This is a genomic window from Thauera sp. AutoDN2 (assembly GCF_051280715.1).
Taxonomy (GTDB): domain Bacteria; phylum Pseudomonadota; class Gammaproteobacteria; order Burkholderiales; family Rhodocyclaceae; genus Thauera.
In genome coordinates this window covers 201,032-221,872 of record NZ_JBNCAR010000002.1, presented here as the reverse complement: position 1 = coordinate 221,872, position 20,841 = coordinate 201,032, and the positions used below count along the sequence as shown (strand labels likewise).

Annotated in this window: 18 protein-coding genes and 1 other RNA gene; 4 read left to right on the top strand and 15 right to left on the bottom strand. The window is 66.6% G+C overall.

From position 1 onward, the window contains the following. Positions 1-75: 75 nt before the first annotated feature. From ACPT9U_RS02385 to ACPT9U_RS02360, 6 genes are all read right to left on the bottom strand, one after another. Positions 76-900, bottom strand: a complete 825-nt coding sequence (locus ACPT9U_RS02385; RefSeq protein ID WP_418364153.1) for a mechanosensitive ion channel family protein — start codon at positions 898-900, stop codon at positions 76-78. Positions 901-902: 2 nt separating this feature from the next. Beyond that, positions 903-2,153: a hypothetical protein gene (locus ACPT9U_RS02380; RefSeq protein ID WP_435749750.1), complete on the bottom strand. Its 1,251-nt coding sequence runs from the start codon at positions 2,151-2,153 to the stop codon at positions 903-905. A gap of 15 nt (positions 2,154-2,168) precedes the next feature. Then, entirely contained in the window at positions 2,169-4,139 is a 1,971-nt protein-coding gene (locus tag ACPT9U_RS02375; RefSeq protein WP_435749749.1) for an SLC13 family permease, read from the bottom strand. Then, positions 4,136-6,865 carry a cation-transporting P-type ATPase gene (locus ACPT9U_RS02370; RefSeq protein ID WP_435749748.1) on the bottom strand — a complete coding sequence of 910 codons (2,730 nt, stop codon included), beginning with the start codon at positions 6,863-6,865 and terminating at the stop codon, positions 4,136-4,138. The genes ACPT9U_RS02375 and ACPT9U_RS02370 overlap by 4 nt, the downstream gene beginning before the upstream one ends. A 194-nt stretch (positions 6,866-7,059) precedes the next feature. Further along, positions 7,060-8,475 (bottom strand): TonB-dependent receptor, encoded by a 1,416-nt coding sequence (locus ACPT9U_RS02365; protein WP_418364149.1) that lies wholly within the window; start codon positions 8,473-8,475, stop codon positions 7,060-7,062. 28 nt (positions 8,476-8,503) lie between these two features. Further along, entirely contained in the window at positions 8,504-9,322 is an 819-nt protein-coding gene (locus ACPT9U_RS02360; RefSeq protein WP_435749747.1) for an NADPH-dependent oxidoreductase, read from the bottom strand. 345 nt (positions 9,323-9,667) lie between these two features. Between ACPT9U_RS02360 and ACPT9U_RS02355 the strand changes: the two genes are divergently transcribed. Continuing rightward, positions 9,668-11,359 (top strand): AMP-binding protein, encoded by a 1,692-nt coding sequence (locus ACPT9U_RS02355; protein ID WP_435749746.1) that lies wholly within the window; start codon positions 9,668-9,670, stop codon positions 11,357-11,359. Positions 11,360-11,426: 67 nt separating this feature from the next. Next, positions 11,427-11,525, top strand: an RNA gene (gene ffs / locus ACPT9U_RS02350) — signal recognition particle sRNA small type. A 103-nt stretch (positions 11,526-11,628) separates the two neighbouring features. Here ffs and ACPT9U_RS02345 read toward each other — a convergent pair. Continuing rightward, positions 11,629-12,531 carry a ZIP family metal transporter gene (locus ACPT9U_RS02345; RefSeq protein ID WP_435749745.1) on the bottom strand — a complete coding sequence of 301 codons (903 nt, stop codon included), beginning with the start codon at positions 12,529-12,531 and terminating at the stop codon, positions 11,629-11,631. Between the two features lie 230 nt (positions 12,532-12,761). Between ACPT9U_RS02345 and argB the strand changes: the two genes are divergently transcribed. Beyond that, a complete protein-coding gene (gene argB, locus ACPT9U_RS02340; RefSeq protein ID WP_418364145.1) occupies positions 12,762-13,664 on the top strand; it encodes an acetylglutamate kinase in 903 nt (300 codons plus the stop codon). A 105-nt stretch (positions 13,665-13,769) separates the two neighbouring features. On the opposite strand, the gene ACPT9U_RS02335 is transcribed toward argB, so the two are convergent. Next, complete coding sequence (locus ACPT9U_RS02335) at positions 13,770-14,207, bottom strand: Hsp20/alpha crystallin family protein (protein ID WP_418364144.1); 438 nt, start codon at positions 14,205-14,207, stop codon at positions 13,770-13,772. Positions 14,208-14,306: 99 nt separating this feature from the next. Here ACPT9U_RS02335 and ACPT9U_RS02330 point away from each other — a divergent pair, with 99 nt between their 5' ends. After that, positions 14,307-14,558, top strand: coding sequence for a cysteine-rich CWC family protein (locus ACPT9U_RS02330; protein WP_435749744.1), 252 nt, complete (start codon positions 14,307-14,309; stop codon positions 14,556-14,558). Here the strand turns inward: ACPT9U_RS02330 and ACPT9U_RS02325 are convergent. The 7 genes from ACPT9U_RS02325 to ACPT9U_RS02295 form a co-directional block, all read right to left on the bottom strand. Next, positions 14,491-14,838, bottom strand: a complete 348-nt coding sequence (locus tag ACPT9U_RS02325; protein ID WP_435749743.1) for a barstar family protein — start codon at positions 14,836-14,838, stop codon at positions 14,491-14,493. The two genes, ACPT9U_RS02330 and ACPT9U_RS02325, sit on opposite strands and share 68 nt — an antisense overlap. Positions 14,839-14,914: 76 nt before the next feature. Then, positions 14,915-15,289 (bottom strand): ribonuclease domain-containing protein, encoded by a 375-nt coding sequence (locus tag ACPT9U_RS02320; protein ID WP_418364141.1) that lies wholly within the window; start codon positions 15,287-15,289, stop codon positions 14,915-14,917. After that, positions 15,286-16,941, bottom strand: a complete 1,656-nt coding sequence (locus tag ACPT9U_RS02315; RefSeq protein ID WP_435749742.1) for a response regulator — start codon at positions 16,939-16,941, stop codon at positions 15,286-15,288. The genes ACPT9U_RS02320 and ACPT9U_RS02315 overlap by 4 nt, the downstream gene beginning before the upstream one ends. A 140-nt stretch (positions 16,942-17,081) precedes the next feature. Further along, positions 17,082-18,881 (bottom strand): aspartate--tRNA ligase, encoded by a 1,800-nt coding sequence (gene aspS, locus ACPT9U_RS02310; protein WP_435749741.1) that lies wholly within the window; start codon positions 18,879-18,881, stop codon positions 17,082-17,084. A gap of 80 nt (positions 18,882-18,961) precedes the next feature. Beyond that, positions 18,962-19,588, bottom strand: a complete 627-nt coding sequence (locus ACPT9U_RS02305) for a DUF502 domain-containing protein (RefSeq protein ID WP_435749740.1) — start codon at positions 19,586-19,588, stop codon at positions 18,962-18,964. A gap of 15 nt (positions 19,589-19,603) precedes the next feature. Continuing rightward, positions 19,604-19,858 (bottom strand): FmdB family zinc ribbon protein, encoded by a 255-nt coding sequence (locus ACPT9U_RS02300; RefSeq protein WP_418364137.1) that lies wholly within the window; start codon positions 19,856-19,858, stop codon positions 19,604-19,606. Between the two features lie 131 nt (positions 19,859-19,989). Then, positions 19,990-20,841 carry a prepilin peptidase gene (locus ACPT9U_RS02295; RefSeq protein WP_418364136.1) on the bottom strand — a complete coding sequence of 284 codons (852 nt, stop codon included), beginning with the start codon at positions 20,839-20,841 and terminating at the stop codon, positions 19,990-19,992.

The window sequence follows — 20,841 nt, the reverse complement described above, 5'->3', positions numbered from 1 at the left end:
TGGATCAAGCGCGATCCATTGCACGAATGCACCTTCCCCGCAGCCGTGAACCTCCGCAGCGAGCACCCCGCCCGGTCAGATTCGGCGGCCGTCTCCCCGAAGCGCCTGGGGTGTGAGTCGCGGTCTTGCACCGATACGCGATAGCGCCTCGCGTCCGCGCACGGTGAGGTCGGAGATAAAGCGGAACTGCTGGCGCGGGTCGACCGGGTAGGCGCGGATGCGGTATTGCGTGCCCCATTCCGTTTCCTCGGTGAGTACGCCGACTGGGGCGTCGAAGTAGAGATAGGGGCTGGTGAGTGCGACGTCCTCAAGCACGGCGCGGGCGCGCCGCGCGTCGTGCTCGGGGTGCACATGGAACACCGCCGAGCACTGCAGCACCGGGCTGCCGTTGTTGGCGTTGCGCACCGCCGAGGACCACAGCTTGAGGTGCGGCACGGTGATCGTGTCGTCGTCCGCGGTGACCAGGCTGACGGTGCGCATGCCCACGTGCACGACCTCGCCGTAGTGGCCATCGAGCTCCACCCAGTCACCTGGCCGGTAAGGTTGCTCGAACGCGGACACCACCCCGGCGATCAGGCTGCTGACGTAGTCCTTGAGCGCGAATCCGATTGCCAGGCCGGCCGCACCGAGCAAGGCCACCATGTTCTGTATCGAAGGCTCGATCAGGATTGGCAGGATCAGCGCCAGCGCGATGACGATCAGCACCAGGCGCAGCAGCGGAACCGAGGCGAGCAGGTAATGGCGCGGGCGGCCGTGCAGGCGGTTTGCGAGCCAGGGCAGGGCGCGCTGGGCGCTGCGGATGAGCGTGATGGCGACGAAGACGATGACGGCGAGTTCGATCCAGTCGCCGTGGTCGAGCGTGTTGAAGAGTCGTGCGAGGTTCGGGTTGTCTTCTGGCATGTTCAGAAACCGTCGGTCAGGTAGCTGCGACTGCGTAGGAATTCGCGCACCGTGGGGTAGGCGAGCGGCGCCACCTGCCAGCGTGCACCGTCGTGTTCGAGCAGCGTGAGCGCCCGCAGCCGCAGCAGGTGCGAGTGCATGCGTGCGTCGGGGATGGGCAGCAGGGCGCCGAGGGCTTCGGCATCGAGGCCACGGTGGAGCAGCAAGGCATGGAGCAGGAAGGCCACGTCCTCGCCGGATTCGGCGGGGAGCGTGGGTGTTTCGATGCCGGGCGCGACCCAGACGACCTCGTCGGCGGCGGCAAGGCGCTCGCGGTCCGCGCCGGCTGGCGGGTCGTGAGGGGCTTCCTCTGCCTGTTCCTGAGGCTGGTGCTCGGGCGCGGCGCGCAGACGCTGGCGCCAGTAGTGCCAGGCAAGGCCGGGGTTGCCGCGGCAGTGGGCGGCGAGCTGGCGCAACTCGGGGCAGGTGCTTTCCTCTGCCGCGGTGGCGTCCGCCTTGCCGTCGGCTGGGCGCTCGGGCAGCAGGGGTTTGCCGCTGCGCGCGCTCAGGAAGCGGACGTGGCCGCGATTTGCCTGCATCAGGTAGCGGGTGAGCGCAGGGCCGTCGAAGGCCTGCAGCGTCAGCCGTGGGGTGCCGGGCAGCGGCCAGATGCGCTCGATGAAGGCCAGCGCCCAGCTGTCGCAGCCGATCAGGCCGGGGCCCAGGGCGCCCGACAGGGCGCGGGCCAGAAAGCCGCGTAGCAGCTCCAGCCCGCTGGCGTGGCGCAGGAAGCAGCGCTCGAGCTCGGGCAGCACCCAGGGGTGGCCCTTGGCGGGTGCAAGATCGTCCAGCCAGCGTTGATTGGCAGCGAGGATCTGTGCGCTGTCGGGCGGCGTGAGCACGACCGCGTCATGCGTGCACGCCCAGTGCGCGAGGGTCGCGGCGTGGTCGCAGTACGGTTGGCCGATGAAGAGTCGGACCGGTGCGTGTGTGTCCTCGTCCGGCGCGCCGAGCGCGCGCGCGGCGGGCGCCCAGTCAATCGGGGGGACGAGGTTGGCGAGGCGCAGCTGTGGCAGCGCGCGCAGATCCGCCTCCGCCCGTGCGGGGGCGGCCTCGCCCTTGTCGTCGCCGAGCAGCAGGCGCCCGAGCGCGCGCCAGCGGCGCTGTAGCGTGGCGGGCTGGGAGTCGGTGGGGCGCTCGTAGTCGGCGGTGGGAACGATCTGCCAGAGGGGTGGCTTCGCGGGCGGGGGGCTTTCGGCGGAGGTCGCGTTCATGCGAAGGAGTGTGCCTCAGAGCGGCCAGACGAGGAGAAGCAGCGGGACGGAGACGCCCACCACGAGAAGCTCCAGCGGCAGACCGAGCCGCCAGTAGTCTCCGAAGCGGAAACCGCCGGGGCCGAGGATCAAGGTGTTGTTCTGATGGCCGATCGGGGTCAGGAAGGCGCAGGAAGCGCCGATCGCGACCGCCATCAGGAAGGCGTCCGCGCTGACCCCGAGCGCCGTCGCGGTGCCGATCGCGATCGGGCACATGACCGCTGCGGTGGCGGCGTTGTTCATCAGGTCGGACAGGAACATGGTGACGATGAGCACCAGGCTGAGAGCGACGATGGTGTTGCCCTGCGCCACGCCATCGAGCAGGGCGTGCGCGATCAGGTCGGCTGTGCCGGTCGTCTCCATCGCCTGAGCGACCGGGATCAGCGCCGCCAGCAGTACGATGACCGGCCAGTCGATGCTCTCGTACACCGAGCGCAGCGGGAGGGTGCGCAGCGCCATCGAGGCAAGTACGCCGAGTGCGAAGGAGATCGCCGCAGGCAGCAGGCCCAGCGCGGCGGCGCCGACGGCACACAGCATGATCGCGCCGGCGGTCCATGCCTTGCGCCGGTCGGGGATGCGCAGTTCGCGCTCTGCCAGCGGCACGCAGCCCGAATCCGCCGCGAACTCGGTGAGCGCCTCAAGGGGGCCCTGCATCAGCAGCAGGTCGCCGGCCTGAATCTTCAGCGTGCGTAGGCGCGACTTCGAGCGCTTGCCGTTGCGCGACACGGCGAGCAGGTTCAGGCCGTAGCGGGTGCGCAGCGACAGGTCGCGCGCCGAGCGGCCGATCAGGCTGGCCTCAGGGCGCACGACCAGTTCCATCAGCATGACCTCTGCGTCGGCCGCGGACCGGACGCTGTCCTTGTCCTTCTCGGCGGCTTCGTCCTTGCGGCCTTCAGCGCGCTGCTTTTCGTCGTCCACGCTGCCGGCTGCGTCGCGGCCGCGTGCGTCGCCTCCATTCTTCCGGCGAGACTGCTTCTCGTCCCGGCTGCTGGTGGGGTCCTGCGCAGGCTGCGCGCGTGCAGTATTCTCGTGCGTGTTCGTCTCCTCCTCGCTCGACGAGCCTGCCTCCTCGAGCTGCAGCCCGAGCGTGGACAGCACCTCGGGCAGGGCCTCGATGTCGGCCTCGATCACCAGGATGTCGCCCGCCAGCACCTTGCGACTCGACTGGGGGGCGGTCATGCGCACCTCGTTGCGCACCAGGCCGATGATCTGCGCGCCGGCCTCGTCGAGCCGGGATTCGATCTCGCGCAGGAACAGGCCGGCGGCCTTGCTGTCGGGCACGACGCGAACCTCGGTGACATAGGCGCCGGTCTCGAAGCCCTCGGTGCTCGCCTTCTCGCGCGCGGGCACGAGGCGCCAGCCGAGCAGCACGATGAAAACCGTGCCGATGACCGCGATGGCCAAGCCGATCGGCGTGAAGTCGAACATGCCGAAGCTGCCCGCGCCCGTCTGCGCGCGAAAGCCCGACACGATCAGGTTGGGCGGGGTGCCGATCATGGTCGTCATACCGCCGAGGATGGTGCCGAAGGCCAGCGGCATCAGCACTCTGCCGGGGGGCAGTTCGAGTCGGGCGGCGAGCTGCATTGCGACCGGCATGAGCAAGGCCATCGCGCCGACGTTGTTCATGAAGCCCGAGAGCAGCGCCCCCAGGCCGACGAGCGCGGCGAGACTGAGCAGGATGCCGGCCTTGGCCGGCAGGAGCGCGGTAGTGAGCGCATCGACCGCGCCCGAGATCTGCAGGCCGCGTGAGAGTACCAGCACGCAGGCCACGGTGATCACCGCGGGATGGGCGAATCCCGCGAAGGCTTCGGCGGGCGCGACCAGCCCCCCGAGCACGCACGCCAACAGCGCGCCGGTGGCTACCATGTCGTGGCGCCAGCGCCCCCACAGGAACATGCCTATGGTGGCGGTGAGGATGGCGAGAACGAGCAGCGGATCCTGGTTCATCCGCCGTACTCAGCGCGAATGACATGGCGCCGGCGTACGCGCAGCACCGCCTTCTCGCCCTCGATGATCAGGAACACCAGCACGCCGATCACCATCGGCGGGCCCCAGGCCTCGATCGGCAGCGGGGTGGTACCGAACCAGGTGTTCATAAAGGGCAGATAGACGAAGCCGAGCTGAAGCAGGCCGAGCAGGCCGACCGAGACGATCGCGCCCGGATTGGTGAACATGCGCGAGGGCGCGAGGCTGGAAGCGGTGAGGAAGCGGCTGTTGAACAGGTACCAGGCCTGCGCCACCACCAGGGTGTTGACCGTCATCGTGCGCGCCGCGTGCAGTTCCATGCCCTGGATGAGCGAATACTCGAAGGACAGGATGGTGGCGCCGCCGATCAGCAGCGAGACGAACGCCACCCGCATGAGCATGAGTCGGTCCATGATCGGCGCGCCGGGCTTGCGCGGCGGGCGCTGCATGACGCCCGGCTCGGCCGGCTCGAAGGCGAGCGCCAGCGCCAGCGTGACCGCCACTACCATGTTCACCCACAGGATCTGCACCGGGGTGAGCGGCAGGGTGAGGCCGAGCACCACCGCGGCCAGCATGACGAAGCCCTGGGCGCCATTGGTGGGGAGGATGAAGAGAATGGCCTTTCTCAGATTGTCGTAGATCGTGCGGCCTTCCTCGACCGCACGCTCGATGGTGGAGAAGTTGTCGTCGGCGAGCACGATCTCGGCCGCCTCCTTGGTGGCCTCGGTACCCTTGATGCCCATGGCCACGCCGACATCGGCGCGCTTGAGCGCGGGGGCATCGTTGACGCCGTCGCCGGTCATCGCCACCACCTCGCCGCGTGCCTGCAGGGCCTTGACCAGGCGCAGCTTGTGCTCGGGGCTGGTGCGGGCAAAGATGTCGCAGTCCTGGGCGATCTGTTGCAGTTCGTCGTCGCTGGCGGCCTCGATCTCGGCGCCGGAGACCACCTTGAGTGCGTCGGCGGAGCCCAGACCCATCTCGATGCCGATCGCGCGCGCGGTGCCGGCGTGGTCGCCGGTGATCATCTTCACGCGAATGCCGGCCTCGTGGCAGGAGCGGATGGCCTCGATCGCCTCGGGGCGCGGCGGGTCGATGATGCCGATGAGGCCGAGGAAGACCATGTCTTCGTGCAGATCCTCGAGGTGGAGCTCGTCCTTGCTTTTCTGGACCTCGCGCGACGCGGCGGCCAGCACGCGCAGACCTTCAGCGCTCAGGGTCTCGATCTGTGCTTCCCAGAATCCGCGGTCGAGCGGCGCCTGTGCGCCGTCAGCGCCGAGTTCATGATGACAGCGGTCGAGCAGGCGGTCGGGCGCACCCTTGAGCAGGATGCGGCGTCGGCCGCAGGGACCGGTATTGAGCGTGGCCATGAACTTGTTGGCCGACTCGAAGGGGATGCTGGCATGGCGAGTGTGCGCGGCGGCATCGAAACCGGCCTTCTCGGCGAGGGTGCGCAGCGCGCCCTCTGTGGGCTCGCCCGTCACGCGCCATTGCCCATCCTCTTCGGCGATGTGGGTGTCGTTGGCGACTGCGGCGACCTCGATCACCGCGTGCAGATGACCATGGTGCTCCAGGTTGGCGGACTCGCCCTCCAGGGTGATCTCGCCCTCGGGCCGGTAGCCGGTGCCACTGACATCGAACAAACCGCCCCGTGTGACCACGTGCCGCGCGGTCATCTCGTTCCTGGTCAGCGTACCGGTCTTGTCCGAGCAGATGACGGTGACCGAGCCCAGTGTTTCGACGGCGGTGAGCTTGCGGGTGATCGCGTTGCGATGGGCCATGCGCTGCACGCCGAGCGCAAGCGTGATGGTGAGGATCGCCGGCAGACCCTCGGGGATGGCCGCCACGGCAAAGCCGATCGCAGCGAGGAAGATTTCGGCGAGCGGCTGATCGTGCAGGAACACGCCGATCGCGAGCATCAGCACCGCCAACGCAACGATGACCACCGACAGCAGCTTGCTGAACTGCGCCATCTGCCGCGTGAGCGGAGTCTGCAGGGTCTCGACCTCGGCGATCATGCGGTTGATGCGGCCGAGCTCGGTGTCGGTGCCGGTGGCCACCACCACGCCCACGCCGCGCCCGGCAGCGACCAGGGTGCCGGAGTAGGCCATGCCGAGGCGGTCGCCCACGCCTGCGTCGGCGGCGACCGCCTCGGTGGTCTTGTCGGCGGGGACCGATTCGCCGGTGAGCGCGGATTCCTCGATGCGCAGGTTGGTGGCCTCGACCAGCCGCAGGTCGGCCGGCACGCGCGCGCCCGAGCGCAGGCGCACGATGTCGCCGGGCACCAGCCCGTCGGCGTCGATGCTGCTCCACTGCGCGTCGCGGCAGACGTCCGCGCGCAGGGACAGCATCTTGCGGATGCCTTCGAGCGCCTCTTCAGCCTTGCCCTCCTGGATGAAGCCGATGATGGCGTTGATGACGACCACGCCGAGAATGACGCCCGTGTCGATCCAGTGGCCGAGCGTGGCGGTGATCGCGGCGGCGCCCAGCAGCACGTAGATCAGCACGTCGTTGAAGTGCTTGAAGAAGCGCTTGAGCACGCTCTCCTTTGACGCTTCAGGCAGGCGGTTGGGACCCACTGCGGCCAGGCGGCGGACGACCTCGTCGCTGTCCAGGCCCTGCGCACCGCTGCCGAGTGCGGCGAGTACGTCTGCGGGAGCGCGTGCGTGCGGGCGCTGGAGCGTGTCGTACGGTGGTGTTTCTGAACTCATGGGAGCGGCTCCGGGCCGTGCCTTCACGCGCCGCTTCGAGGGCGGAGCTGGCCGGTGATGTCGGTGGTTCTTACGCAGCGCTCAGACGGAATTGCTGCGCTGCCAGATCAGAGCAGACCATACCGCCTCCCGAAGTTCAAAAGAAGACCCTGCGCAAGGCAGGGTCCAGGATTGCGGACGATGTGCAGACAGGCTCATTCACTGTCGTAACCGAGCAGGCGCGATTCGATGATGCGCTGCGCAACCGTCTCGGGTACCTCGCTCTCCCAGTCGCCGCGTCCGCGCCGCAGTCTTGCGAGGACGTCGGCGATGTCGATGTACAGGTGTTCCTCGTCGAGCGGCCGTACCGCCACCAGCTTGTCGTTTTCCTTCAGGTGGGCGAGCAGGTGACGCAGGTTGTCCGGGACCTGGACGTTGCCGAGCGTGATCGTCGCAGCGGCGTCGGTGCCGCGCGGGCGCGAAGGATAGACATACACGTGGGTGTTGTCCGGGAAGAGCTTGCCGAAGGCCTCGAGGATGCCGCCTTCCAGACCCTCGTAGTACTTCTCGTCGAACAGGAAGGCGAAGTCGCGCACCGACAGCACGATACCGATCGGCTTCTGCGTATAGCGGCGCAGGTAGGCGCGCAGGCGGAAGAAGCGCACGTAGTCGGAGATCATCACCGTGTAGCCCTGCGAGGCGAGCAGGTCGATGCGGGCGAGGAAGTCGGCCCCGTCCACGTTGTCGCCGCTGATCAGGGAGTTCATGGTGATCTCGGCGAGGGAGACGATCTCGTTCTCGTCCACCGCGGCGAGCTGGCTGAACTGACGCAGGCCGGCGGCCATCATGTCGACATTGACCAGGGTGACCGGCTTGAAGCTGCCCCGCATCACCATCACCGGCTTGCGGTAGAGGAGCTCGCCCGGCACCACCACGTCGCCCTGCGGGTTGAACACCACCGCGCGTGTGAGCCAGCTGCGGATCAGGTGCAGGTTCATCAGGCGATTTTCCACTTCCTCGAAGTAGGGGCCGGAAAAATGGATCAGGTCGACTTCGATCCGCTCCGAGCCCAGCCCGTCGGCAAGGCCCTCGACGACCCACTCGGGCTGGTCATGATGGAAGAATGCGCCGTGGATGAGGTTCACGCCCAGGATGCCGAGCGCCTCGGACTGCAGGGCATTGTCGTTGTCGAGCATGCGGACGTGCATGACCACGTCGCTGGGTTCCGCGCCCGGGTGGAGCTGCAGGCGGATGCCGACCCAGCCGTGACATTCGTTCTTCTGCTTGAAGCTGCGGGCGGTCACCGTCGCGGCGTAGGCGAAGAAGGTGGTGTTCTTCGGCCGAACGTGCGCGAGCCGCTTGACCACCTGGCTGAACTCCTTGTCCAGCATCTGCAGCAGGCGGGCGCGACTCACGTAACGGTCCACATGACCGTAGATGTCGTCGCTGACCGCCATGTCGTAAGCGGACATCGTCTTGGCGACCGTGCCCGCGGCCGCGCCAACCTGGAAGAAGCGGCGCGCGACTTCCTGGCCGGCGCCGATCTCGACGATCGAGCCATATTTGTACTTGTCGAGGTTGACCGCGAGGGCCTTCTGATCGGTGGTGAGCGTGTTGTCGCGCTTGCGCATGGGGAGCTTCCTCGCGTCGGGCGGGGGGTTACTTGAGCTTGAAGCCGAGCGTGTGCAGGGCTTCGACCAGGCGATCGCGGCCGGACAGGCTTTCTGCCCCGGACACGCGTTTCGCGGAATGCAGGCGCCAGGTGCCGCGCACGTTCATCTGCTGCCCGGCATAGAAGTCCGCCATGTTGCGGTCGTAGGCGTCGAGGCCTGTCTGCTGTGCGTCATTGCTGTACCGCTCGTGATGCAGCACCACGTGCTGCGGAGGGCGGGGCTTTACTGCGGCAGGGTGCGCTGGATCGGGGTGGCCGACGCACATGCCGAATACGGCGAAGGTTTCGGGCGGAAGGCCGAGCAATTCGGCGACCGCCTCGGGCTGGTTGCGCATGCCGCCGATGTAGACGGTGCCCAGGCCGATGGATTCTGCGGCGGCGGCCGCATTCTGTGCGGCAAGTGCGGCGTCGATGAGCGCGGTGACGAACATCTCGGTGTAATCCAGCCCCTCGGACGGACGTTCGAGCGTGCGGGCAATCTGGCGCAGGCGGGCGAGGTCGGCCAGCCACACCAACTGCAGCGGAGCCTCGCGCACATGCGCCTGGTTGCCGACCAGCTCGGACAGTCGTCCGCGCCTGGCGGGGTCGCGTACCGCTACCACGCTCCAGAGATTGAGGTTTGAGGAGCTGGCCGCCGATTGTGCGGCCGCGATGATCGTGGCGAGCGCATCGTCGCTGACGGGAGTGGCCAGATAGGCGCGCACCGAGCGGTGCGACAGCAGTTGCTCGACGAAGGGATTCAGCCGGGCCAGTGCCGGTGCCTCGTCCTTGCCATAGCGTGCGATCAGGCTGGGGTGGGTGCTCATCGGGCTTCCTCTCGGGGGTTCTAGCGGTGGCCGGGCGCGGCGAAGGTCCGAAGTATACCGGCAGCCGGGTGGGCAGATGGGGGCTGCGGTGGGGAGGGGCGGTTCGTGCGAACGGTGGCAGGCGTTCAGGGGCGTTCAGAGGCCATGACGTGTGAGGCTGGCGAGGCGGCCGCCTGGCCGCAATGGGGTGTATCGTTCTGTGCATGCTCGTGCGGAACGACGTGAAAGGACAAAAACTTTGATCTCGGTTCACGAATTACGTTAACGTCAACGTAAAATATTGGTTTTTGGCAGGGTGCTACCCGGCCGGGCAAGATTTCAACGACGTACTCGAGAGGAGAGCTCATGAACGCTGTCACCGAATTTCTCGCTGCACGCGACTTCCTTCTGGAGCATCGCAGCGACTATGCCACCGCCTATGCCGGCTTCAAGTGGCCGAAGCTGAAGGAGTTCAACTGGGCGCTGGACTACTTCGATGCACTGGCAAAGGGCAACGACAACCCTGCGCTGTGGATCATCGAGGAGGACGGCAGCGAGTCGAAGCTCTCCTTCGCCGAAATGTCTGCGCGCTCCAACCGTGTCGCCAACTGGTTGAGCAAACAGGGCGTCAAGCGTGGCGAGCGCATCCTGATCATGCTCGGCAATGAAGTGCCGCTGTGGGAAACCATGCTCGCCGCGATCAAGCTGGGCGCGGTGGTGATCCCCGCGACCACGCTGCTGACCCCGGAAGACCTCGCCGATCGCGTCGAGCGCGGTCAGGTCAAGCATGTGGTGATCGGCAAGGCCCACACGGAGAAGTTCGCCGACCTGCCGGGCAGCTTCGGCCGCATCGTCGTCGGTGGCGCGACCGAAGGCTGGAAGACCTTCGAAGACGCCTATGCCGAAACCGAAGTGTTCACACCGGACGGCGTCACCCGCGTCAGCGATCCGCTGCTGCTCTACTTCACCTCCGGCACCACGTCCAAGCCCAAGCTGGTGCTGCACACCCACCAGTCCTACCCGGTTGGCCATCTGTCGACGATGTACTGGATCGGCCTCAAGCCCAACGATCGCCACATGAACATCTCGTCGCCGGGCTGGGCCAAGCACGCCTGGAGCTGCTTCTTCGCGCCCTGGAACGCCGGCGCCTGCGTTTTTCTGTACAACTACAACCGCTTCAACGCCAAGGCCCTGCTCGACGTGCTGGTGAAGTACGAAGTCACCACCATGTGCGCGCCTCCGACCGTGTGGCGCATGCTGATCCAGCAGGATCTGGCTGCGGTGAAGACCCAATTGCGCGAGCTGATCGGCGCTGGTGAGCCGCTCAACCCGGAGGTGATCGATCAGGTGAAGAAGGCCTGGGGCATCACCATCCGCGACGGCTTCGGCCAGACCGAGACCACCGCGCAGATCGGCAATACGCCCGACCAGCCGCTCAAGCCCGGTTCCATGGGCCGTCCGCTGCCGGGCTACAAGATCGCCCTGCTCGACGCCGACAGCAAGCCTTCGGTCGAGGGTGAGGTGGCGCTGGTGATGGGCGAAGACCGTCCGGTCGGCCTGATGGTCGGTTATGCCGGCGATGCTGCCAAGACAGCCGAAGTGATGCGCGATGGCCATTACCGCACCGGCGACGTCGCCAGCATCGACGAGGAGGGCTACATCACCTACGTCGGCCGCGCCGATGATGTGTTCAAGGCCTCCGACTACCGCATCAGCCCCTTCGAGCTGGAGAGTGTGCTCATCGAGCACCCGGCAGTGGCTGAAGCCGCGGTGGTGCCGAGCCCGGATCCGGTACGTCTGGCAGTGCCCAAGGCCTTCGTGATCCTGGTCGCGGGCCAGGAGCCGAGCAAGGAACTCGCCAAGGACATCTTCGCCTTCACCCGCGAGCGCCTGGCGCCGTACAAGCGCATCCGCCGCCTGTCCTTCGCCGACCTGCCCAAGACCATCTCGGGCAAGATCCGCCGCGTGGAACTGCGCAAGGCGGAAGAAGCACGTGGCGAGGCCGTTCGTGGCGAGCTGGAGTTCTTCGAGGAAGACTTCCCCGAGCTCAAGGGCTGACAGGGCTCCTGCAGCGCAGCAAGCCGGGCGCCCGCTGCGGCCGGCTTGCTGCTACAATGCCGGCCGTGGCGGGTCTCCCCGCATTGCAGCGCGGTGAACCTGGTCAGGGCCGGAAGGCAGCAGCCACAGCCGTTTCCTGCAAGTGCCGGGGGTCAGGCTCGCCACCCCGAACATAAAAGCGAAGGGCGCTCCTTGTGGGCGCCCTTCGCTTTTTTATGGCCTCGTTCGTGCGCAGCGCACCGCTGGCGCTGCACGTGGGCCACGCTGGTTCAGCCGAGCATCGTGTCCATCATCATCATCAGCACGAAGCCGACCATCAGTCCGCCCGTCGCCAGGGTTTCGTGGCCACGACGATGCGACTCGGGAATGATCTCGTGGCTGACCACGAACAGCATCGCGCCGGCGGCACCCGCGAGACCCCAGGGCAGGATCATCGCCGAAACCGAAACCATCATCGACCCGGCGATGGCGGCGATCGGTTCGATCAGGCCCGATACCGTCGCGACACCAAAGGCCAGCCAGCGGCTGTAGTTGGCGCTCACGAGGGCGATGGCCACGATCAGTCCTTCGGGCACGTTTTGCAGTGAAATACCGGCTGCAACCGCGTCGCCCGATCCTGCGCCGGTGCCGTTCAGGCCGGCGGCCACGCCGATGGCGAGCCCCTCCGGGATGTTGTGCACTGCGATTGCGAACACGAACAGCCAGACGGCGCCACCGCTGCGCCTGCCCTCGGGGAAATGCGTGTGAGGGAGGGCGCGATCCAGGGCCAGGAGCCCACCCGCGCCAAGCAGGACTGCCAAGGCCACGAGCAGGCCGGCGCCGGTTTCAGAGCCGGTCTGCAGTTGCGCGGCGTCGAAGGCCGGCAACAGCAGCGAGAACACGCTCGCCGCGAGCATCACGCCCGCGCCGAAACCGAGCAGCATGCCCTGCACGCCTGCACGGATATTGCGCACCACCAGCAGAGGAACAGCACCGAGAGCGGTCGCTGCCGCCGCCATGGCGCCGCCGGAGATTGCGCCCGACACCGGGAGGTCGAAGCCCTCCAGCCCGCGTACGAACTGGGCAATGAGCAGAGCCAGCCCGACCAGAGCGATCAGCCAGCCGGTGAGCGCACGCAAGGCGCCTGCCGGGCTGGCAGGCTGGAAATGCAGGCGGGCGACTTTATCAACCATGGTGAACTCCTCGTGCTCCACGCGCGGTGCATGCACCGCCTCGATGACTCCAGTATGGTGCTTGCCTGGCAATAGAGCCAATTGAGCACGGTTAAACCGGCGATAGGGGGGATGCATCCGCGGCGGGACGGGCGCTGGAGCCGCGCTGGAGTATCGGCCGGGCGGGGCGTGCCCTTTCGGTTCTCACCCGGGGCAACTAGAATCGCGCTGTTCGATCAAGGAGCCTCCCGATGACCCAGTCCCCCGCGCTACAAGACGTTACCCCCGCCCGCAAGGCCGAGATCCTCGCCGAGGCCCTGCCTTACATCAAGCGCTTCTTCGACAAGACCATCGTCATCAAGTACGGCGGCAACGCGATGACCGATCCGCACCTCAAGGACTGTTTCGCGCGCGACGTGGTGCTGCTCAAGCTGGTCGGCTTGAACCCGGTGGTGGTGCACGGCGGCGGTCCGCAGATCGAGAACCTGCTCGCCCGCGTCGGCAAGAAGGGCGAATTCATCCAGGGCATGCGCGTGACCGATGCCGAGACCATGGAAGTGGTCGAGATGGTGTTGGGCGGCCAGGTGAACAAGGAGATCGTCAACCTCATCAACAAGCACGGTGGCAAGGCGGTGGGGCTGACCGGCAAGGACGCCGGCTTCATCCGCGCACGCAAGCTGCTGATGCAGAAGCACGGTGCGCCGCAGGGTGACCTGATCGACGTCGGCCAGGTGGGCGAGATCACCGGCATCGACCCGAGCCTGATCTCCTTCCTCGACCAGGGCGACTTCATTCCGGTGATCGCACCGATCGGCGTGGGTGAAGAGGGTGAAACCTACAACATCAACGCCGATGTCGTTGCCGGCAAGTTGGCCGAGATCCTGAAGGCCGAGAAGCTGGTGCTGCTCACCAACACACCGGGAGTGCTCGACAAGGCGGGCAATCTGCTTACAGGGCTGACGCCGCGCCAGATCGATGATCTGGTCGCGGACGGCACCCTGTCGGGCGGAATGCTGCCGAAGATCGGTTCAGCGCTGGATGCCGCACGCAACGGCGTCAAGTCGGTGCACGTCATCGACGGGCGCGTCGAACATTGCCTGCTGCTCGAGATCCTGACCGACCATGGTGTCGGGACGATGATCAAGAGCAAGTGAGAAAGCAGGCGGGGCGGTACGACGGGTTCCGCCTCGCCTGCCTCGGCGCACACTCCGGCGGGCTGGAGTCGCTTGGGCCAGCCGGGCTGCGCGCTTGCCCGTGGGTCAGTCGATGGTGAGTCGTCTGGCTTGTGCTTCGGCCTTCTTCGGCAGGACGAGCTCGAGAACGCCGTCGTTGAACTTGGCCGAGGAGTTCGCTTCGTCGATCTCCTGCCCGAGCTGGAAGCTGCGCGAAACCTTACCGAAGTAGCGCTCGGTGCGCAGCACCTTCTCGCCTTCCTTGACCTCCTTCTCCTGCTTGCGCTCGGCGCTGATCGAAACGACCGGGCCGTCGATGTGCACATGGATGTCTTCCTTCTTCATCCCCGGCAACTCGGCGTGCACCTCGTAGCCCTTCTCGGTCTCCTTGACGTCCACCTTCATCTGCGGCGCTTCGGTGGCGATGCCGCCGACCGGGGCGCCGCCGAAATCGACCGGGCGAACGAAGAAGCCGCGGAAGAAGTCTTCGAGCGGGTCGGTGCGACGGGTGAGATGATTGCTCATGTCCGGTTCTCCTCATCTGAAGTCTGGCCGGTTGTTCCGGCTTCAGATCAAATATAGGCGCGGGTTCAGCGTTTTCAAGTCTTGCCGGGAGCGGCCCGGATGACCGTGCAGGGAGTCGAAATGAATGAACCAGGAAATGCGTGCCGCGCTTGCGGCGCGCCGTTCGTGTGCGGTATGCGCTCGGGTGAGGCAGCCTGCTGGTGTGCAGCCTATCCAGCGGCGCTTGGGGTGCCCAAGGGCGGTGAGGGGGCGGGCTGCTACTGTCCGCGCTGTCTGGGCGCCCTTATCGAGGAGAAGCGTGCGGAACTGGGGGGGATGTACTGCCGTCCGCTGGGCCCTCGAGAAAGCTGAACTCGAAGGAGACACCCTCTCCGCGCCAGTAATCGCCGGCCTCGGAGAGCACCTCTTGCAGCGTGTCGAGGGTCTCCGGCGATGCATGCCGCAAGGCGGTGGTGTGGGCGATCGTCAGGCGGTAATGCGCGGCGGGCAGCCAGGACAGATCGGTGAGACTGTCGGCGAGCGCATCCCAGTTGTGCCCGAACCAGTCCGGGAAGCGCAGGGCGTTGGCCACGCGGCGGAGGAGCTCGGCCTTCCCCTCACAACCGGCGAGGTCGATGTGGAGGTCGAGCACGCGGTCGGAGGGTGGTTGCGCGGGAGCGGGAGGGGGAGACGGCAGTGGCATGGGATGGACTTTGTGCGCGGGCCGCTCAGGGCAAGGGTTCGATCTGGCGGAAGCTGCGGTAGTGGTCTGCGGTGTAGTAGAACACTTCCGGCGGATCCCCTCCGGTGACGATGCGGCGTGCGCCGCGATCGCGCGCACCGGGCGTCGGTACCGTGTACTCACGGTAGAAGCCGCGTGGTTTGCCGGGAAGCAGGCGCTCGCGATTCTGGAAGGTGCTGCCGTCCTTGCGGTAGGGGAAGGGGCCGCCGCGCCGGATGAGTGCGAGGGTCTCGATCGCTTCGGGCGGCAGCCCTGCGTGCGAGGGCAGGGTCGGTTGGGGGCTGGCCTGTGGCGAGCAGCCGAGCAGCGCACCCAGCAGCGCAATGAGCGGAAGCAGGCCGAGCCAGCGCGAGCGCGTCATCCCGTTCGGCTCTTTCGTGCGCGCGCGGGTGCGCGATCCGGGCGGATGCCGTAGCGCTTCATCAGCGCGTGCATGAACTCGGTGATTGCGGTCAAGCGGGGGTTGGCCGGCGATAGACGGTGAGCACGGCTGATCAGCCCCCGCGCCTGGGTGGCGAAGGCTTCGTTCCAGCCCCGGTTTTCGATGTGGCGAAGCAGCGCCAGCGCGGCATTGAAGAGCACGTGCGGATTGCCCGGCATTTTGCGTGCCGCGTTCATCATCTCGCTCACGGCGCCGTCGAAGTCGCCCGCGTGCGCCTTTTCTGCACCGGTGCTGACGAGCGTTTTGACCTCGGCCTGCACGCGTGCTTCCACCTCCCGCGACAGGTGTTCCAGCCCTTGCGCCTGTAGCGTGGCGCGGGTGCTCGCGAGGGTGCGGTCGTCGCCCGCGGTGCGCATGAGGTCGGCGAGCAGCTCATTGCCTTCATTGCCAAGCTGCTGGTCGAAGCAGGCCTTCATGAGGTCCTGGCGCAGGCCGACCGAGAGCTCGCGCAGGCGCGCCGGATTCTGCAGCGCACCCGTCATTGCGCTGCGGGCCTGGTCGCGGTCTTGCAGGTGGGCATGGATGAGGGCGTTGCCGATCGCGGAGCAGAGTTCGCCCTTGGGCTGGCGGGCCAGGTTGCGCTCGAGGTCTTCCAGGGTTTCGCGCGCTTCGTCCAGTTTCTGCTGCGCGAGCTGGGCCTGAAGCAGGCGTACGTGGTCCTCCGGGTCGCGGAACTCGGAGTGCTTGCTGCGCTGGACGACCTCGCTCAGGCTGTGTTCGGCAGTCGCCGGGTTGCCGGCCTGGAGCGAGAGCTCGCCCAGGTGGCGCAGGCGACTGGTGCGGTAGGGAGAAAGCTCGCTTGCGCGCTGCAGCGCAGTACAGGCCTCGTCGGGGCGTTCGCTCTCCTCGTACAGGCGTGCGAGGAGCTCGTATGCCTCGATGAAGCGGTCGTGATGGGCGATGAGTTCGGTGAGGATGTGCTCGGCCTCGATCCATGACTTTCTCGTTACCAGCACGCGTGCAAGGCCAAGCGAGGCCCAGGGGATGGCGCGGGCGGTGAGAATTTCGCGGTAGAGCGCCTCCGCCTCGGCGATCTGACCGATCCCCGCATGCAGTTCGGCCTGCAGGCGCATGAAGTCGATCAGGTACTGTGGATGCTCGTCGCGGGCGAGGCGGCAGTATTCGATCGCGCCCACCGGGTCACCGATCCGGGTCAGCTGCCAGGCGGGGAGAAAGGCGTCGCGCTTGGCGAAGGCGCGCAGCAGCCGGACGCGCAGGGTTTCAGCCGTGAGCGGCTTGAGGATGTAGTCGTCGGGCGCGAGCTCGCAGGCGCTCGTGACGCGTTCAAAGTTGCGCTCGCCGGTGATCATGACGAACAGCGTCTCGCGCGGGATGATCTCGTGCTGACGCAGATCTTCGAGCAGATGCTGTCCGTCCTGACCTTCCCCGAGGTTGTATTCGCACAGCACGAGGTCGTAGTGCTGCTCGCGCAGGCGACGGATGGCCATCGTGGCAGAGGCCGCGAACTGGGGTGTTTCGACGCCGATCGAGCCGAGCATGGTGCGCAGCTGCGCGCGCATGCTCGCCTGGCTTTCCACGACCAGCACATCGATATTCTGGGGAAGCAGCATGAAAGGGTCACCGGATGCACGCCGACGGCGTGCCATGACCGAAGATTACGGCAGCCAGCGCAAAGGCTGAAGCCCCTGCAACGAAGAAAGAAGGTCTTCCTTGCAGGGGCTTCGCATGGGAGCGGGTGTCTGCCGGTGGATCAGCCGCGCTCGACCTCGACTTCGGTCTGCACCTTTTGGCGCAGGCGGATGTGCAGCTCGCGCAGCTGCTTCTCGTCCACGCCGCTCGGCGCGTCGGTGAGCAGGCACTGGGCGCGCTGGGTCTTGGGGAAGGCGATCACGTCGCGGATGGACTCGGCGCCGGTCATCATGGTGACGATGCGGTCGAGGCCGAAGGCCAGCCCGCCGTGCGGCGGCGCGCCGTACTTGAGCGCGTCGAGCAAGAAGCCGAACTTGGCCTGCTGTTCCTCGGGACCAATGTTGAGCGCCTCGAACACGCGCGCCTGCACGTCGGCGCGGTGAATACGCACCGAGCCGCCGCCGATCTCCCAGCCGTTGAGCGCGAGATCGTAGGCCTTGGCGAGGCACTCGCCCGGGTTGGACTCGAGCAGGTCGATGTGCTCGTCCTTCGGGCTGGTGAAGGGGTGGTGGCAGGCGGTCCAGCGCTTGTCATCCTCGTCGTACTCGAACATCGGGAAGTCGACCACCCACAGCGGACGCCAGGCCTCGCCGGTAACGTAGCCTTTCTCGTGGCCGAGCTTGATGCGCAGCGCGCCCATGGCGTCGTTGACCACCTTGGTCTTGTCGGCGCCGAAGAAGATCAGGTCGCCCGACTGCGCGCCGGTGCGCTCGAGGATGGTGCGCAGCGCGGTCTCGTGCAGGTTCTTGACGATCGGCGACTGCAGGCCCTGCTCGTTGGGCTGGGTGACGTCATTGACCTTGATGTAGGCCAGGCCCTTGGCACCGTAGATGCCGACGAACTTGGTGTACTCGTCGATCTCGCCGCGGGTCAGCGCGTTGCCGCCGGGCACACGCATGGCCGCGACGCGGCCGCCCGAGGTGGCGGGGCCGCTGAAGACCTTGAAGGCGACGTCCTGCACCGCGTCGGTGACGTCGGTGAGTTCCAGCGTGACGCGCAGGTCCGGCTTGTCCGAGCCGTAGCGGCGCATCGCCTCGGCATAGCTCATGCGCGGGAAGGGCGCGGGCAGCTCGACCGCCATCGCTTCCTTGAACACGAAGCGGATCATCTCTTCTACCAGGGCGGTGATCTCGTGCTCGTCCATGAAGGACGTCTCGAGGTCGACCTGGGTGAACTCGGGCTGGCGGTCGGCGCGCAGGTCCTCGTCGCGGAAGCACTTGACGATCTGGTAGTAGCGGTCGTAACCGGCCACCATCAGCAGCTGCTTGAACAGCTGCGGCGACTGCGGCAGGGCGAAGAACTGGCCCGGGTGCACGCGCGAGGGCACCAGGTAGTCGCGCGCGCCTTCCGGCGTGCTCTTGGTGAGCATCGGCGTCTCGACGTCGATGAAGCCCGCGCCGTCGAGGAAGCGGCGGAAGGCCATCGTGGTCTTGTAGCGCAGCATCAGGTTCTTCTGCATCTGCGGGCGACGCAGATCGATGACGCGGTTGGTCAGGCGCACGGTCTCGGACAGGTTCTCGTCGTCGAGCTGGAAGGGCGGCGTGACGGCAGCGTTGAGCACCTCGATGTCGTGGCAGAGGATCTCGATCTCGCCCGAGGTCAGGTTGGCGTTTTCCGTGCCAGCCGGGCGGCGGCGTACCTTGCCCGTCATCTTGAGCACGAACTCGCTGCGCACCGATTCTGCAGTCTTGAACATGTCGGCGCGGTCGGGATCGCACACCACCTGCACCAGGCCTTCGCGGTCGCGCAGGTCGATGAAGATGACGCCGCCGTGGTCGCGGCGGCGATGCACCCAGCCGCTGATGGTGACGATCTGGTCGAGGTCGGCGGCGGTGACTTTGCCGCAGTAGTGAGTTCGCATGTCGGGTTCCGGATGTCGTCCTCCGGCGGCAAGCCGGAGGCTACGGTAGTTTCAGGTTCGGGGTGTGTGTGGCCGGGTCGTCATTTCTCGAGCTGCGCCGGAAGGTGGGGCGGTTTGCGCGAGGGGGGAGCGACTACCCCCATGGAAATGATGTACTTCAGTGCTTCGTCCACGCTCATGTCGAGTTCGATCACGTCGATGCGCGGAAGCATGAGGAAGAATCCCGAGGTCGGGTTCGGTGTGGTCGGCACGTAAACGCTGACGTAGTCACCCTGCAGATGGTTGGCTGCATCCCCTCCGGGTTTTCCGGTGAGAAAGGCGATCGTCCATGTGCCGTGGCGCGGATACTGCACCAGCAGGGCCTTGCGGAAAGCCTGGCCGTTGCTCGAGAAGAGCGTGTCGGACACCTGCTTGACGCTGTAGTAGATCGACTTCACCACCGGAATGCGCGCAAGCAAGGCCTCCCACAGCTGCACGATCTTCTGCCCGAGCACGTTGGCTGCGACGAGGCCGGTGAAGAAGACGATGAGCAGGCTTGCGGCCACGCCTGTGCCGGGCAGGTCGAAGCCGATGTATTTGCGCGGGTGATACTGCTCCGGTAGCCAGAGCAGGATCGCGTCGAGCGAGCTGACGATCCAGGCGAGCACCATGAAGGTGATCGTCAGCGGAATCCAGATCAGCAGTCCGGTGATGAAGTACTTTTTCAAGGGGACAGGCTGCCGTCAGTGACAGGCACAGCCGCCGCCGCAGCCGCCACTCGATGTGCTCTCGGCGGGTGCAGGGGCGGGGGCGCTGCCACCCTTGAAGTCGGTCGCATACCAGCCGGAGCCCTTGAGCTGGAAGCCCGCGGCAGACAGCAGTTTGGCGTAGCCTTCGGCTCCGCAGGACGGGCAGGTGGACAGTGGTGCATCGCTCATCTTCTGCAGGTGGTCTTTCTGGAAACCACAGCTCGGACAGCGGTATTCGTAGATCGGCATGAGAGGCTCCCCGAAAACAAGTGCGCAAGTCTAACGCAATGCAGCATAAGGAAAAAGCGCGCCACGGACTTCCGTGCGCGCGCTTCAGATGGGGGCGTGAGCGGAGGGCTTCAAGCCTCGTCGCGCCTGCTTCAGAGCAGGCCGAGGTAATGCTGCGTAAGCGCCTCGCCCCAGAACAGTGCAATGATGCCTGCTGCGGCAAGATAGGGGCCGAAGGGGATCGGCACGTTGCGACCGTGGCGCGCGAAAACGATGAGCGCGACGCCGACGAGCGCACCCACCAGAGAGGAAAGCAGGATCGTCAGCGGTAGCACCTGCCAGCCCAGCCAGGCACCAATTGCGCCGAGTAGCTTGAAGTCACCGTAGCCCATGCCCTCCTTCCCGGTCGTCAGCTTGAATAGCCAGTACACCGACCACAGCGCGAGGTAGCCTGCCATGGCGCCGATCACAGCGTCGGAGAGCCCGGTGTAGGTGCCGGGCAGGTTGAAGGCGAGCCCCAGCCATAGCAGTGGCAGGGTGATGTCGTCCGGGAGCAACTGGGTGTCGAGGTCGATGAAGGTCAATGCGATCATCGCCCAGATGAACAGCAGGGCGCCGATCGCGGCAAGCCCGAAGCCGAAGTGCCAGGCGGCGTAACCGGACAGCGCTGCGGTCAGCAGTTCGGTGATCGGATAGCGCTTGCCGATACCTGCGCCGCAATGGCTGCACCGACCCCGCAAGAGCACGTAGCTGATCACCGGAATGTTCTCCAGTGCAGTGATCCGGTGGCCGCAATGCGGGCAGCGCGAGCGGGGCGTGGCGAGGTTGAAGCGCTCGCCCGCCGGCGTGTCCTCGCCGCGCAACTCGGCCGCCTGCGCCTGCCAGTCGCGCTCCATCATCACCGGCAGACGGTGGATCACCACGTTGAGGAAGCTGCCAACGAACAAGCCGAGCAGAGCCATCAGGGCGGTGAAAGCCGCCACGTTGTTGAGCAGATCCAGCAT

What these genes read in the sequence shown, in the direction of transcription:
- ACPT9U_RS02385 (WP_418364153.1), bottom strand. Translation starts at nt 900, where the DNA reads ATGCCAGAAGACAACCCGAACCTCGCACGACTCTTCAACACGCTCGAC.
- ACPT9U_RS02380 (WP_435749750.1), bottom strand. Translation starts at nt 2,153, where the DNA reads ATGAACGCGACCTCCGCCGAAAGCCCCCCGCCCGCGAAGCCACCCCTC.
- ACPT9U_RS02375 (WP_435749749.1), bottom strand. Translation starts at nt 4,139, where the DNA reads ATGAACCAGGATCCGCTGCTCGTTCTCGCCATCCTCACCGCCACCATA.
- ACPT9U_RS02370 (WP_435749748.1), bottom strand. Translation starts at nt 6,865, where the DNA reads ATGAGTTCAGAAACACCACCGTACGACACGCTCCAGCGCCCGCACGCA.
- ACPT9U_RS02365 (WP_418364149.1), bottom strand. Translation starts at nt 8,475, where the DNA reads ATGCGCAAGCGCGACAACACGCTCACCACCGATCAGAAGGCCCTCGCG.
- ACPT9U_RS02360 (WP_435749747.1), bottom strand. Translation starts at nt 9,322, where the DNA reads ATGAGCACCCACCCCAGCCTGATCGCACGCTATGGCAAGGACGAGGCA.
- ACPT9U_RS02355 (WP_435749746.1), top strand. Translation starts at nt 9,668, where the DNA reads ATGAACGCTGTCACCGAATTTCTCGCTGCACGCGACTTCCTTCTGGAG.
- ACPT9U_RS02345 (WP_435749745.1), bottom strand. Translation starts at nt 12,531, where the DNA reads ATGGTTGATAAAGTCGCCCGCCTGCATTTCCAGCCTGCCAGCCCGGCA.
- argB (WP_418364145.1), top strand. Translation starts at nt 12,762, where the DNA reads ATGACCCAGTCCCCCGCGCTACAAGACGTTACCCCCGCCCGCAAGGCC.
- ACPT9U_RS02335 (WP_418364144.1), bottom strand. Translation starts at nt 14,207, where the DNA reads ATGAGCAATCATCTCACCCGTCGCACCGACCCGCTCGAAGACTTCTTC.
- ACPT9U_RS02330 (WP_435749744.1), top strand. Translation starts at nt 14,307, where the DNA reads ATGACCGTGCAGGGAGTCGAAATGAATGAACCAGGAAATGCGTGCCGC.
- ACPT9U_RS02320 (WP_418364141.1), bottom strand. Translation starts at nt 15,289, where the DNA reads ATGACGCGCTCGCGCTGGCTCGGCCTGCTTCCGCTCATTGCGCTGCTG.
- ACPT9U_RS02315 (WP_435749742.1), bottom strand. Translation starts at nt 16,941, where the DNA reads ATGCTGCTTCCCCAGAATATCGATGTGCTGGTCGTGGAAAGCCAGGCG.
- aspS (WP_435749741.1), bottom strand. Translation starts at nt 18,881, where the DNA reads ATGCGAACTCACTACTGCGGCAAAGTCACCGCCGCCGACCTCGACCAG.
- ACPT9U_RS02300 (WP_418364137.1), bottom strand. Translation starts at nt 19,858, where the DNA reads ATGCCGATCTACGAATACCGCTGTCCGAGCTGTGGTTTCCAGAAAGAC.
- ACPT9U_RS02295 (WP_418364136.1), bottom strand. Translation starts at nt 20,841, where the DNA reads ATGCTGGATCTGCTCAACAACGTGGCGGCTTTCACCGCCCTGATGGCT.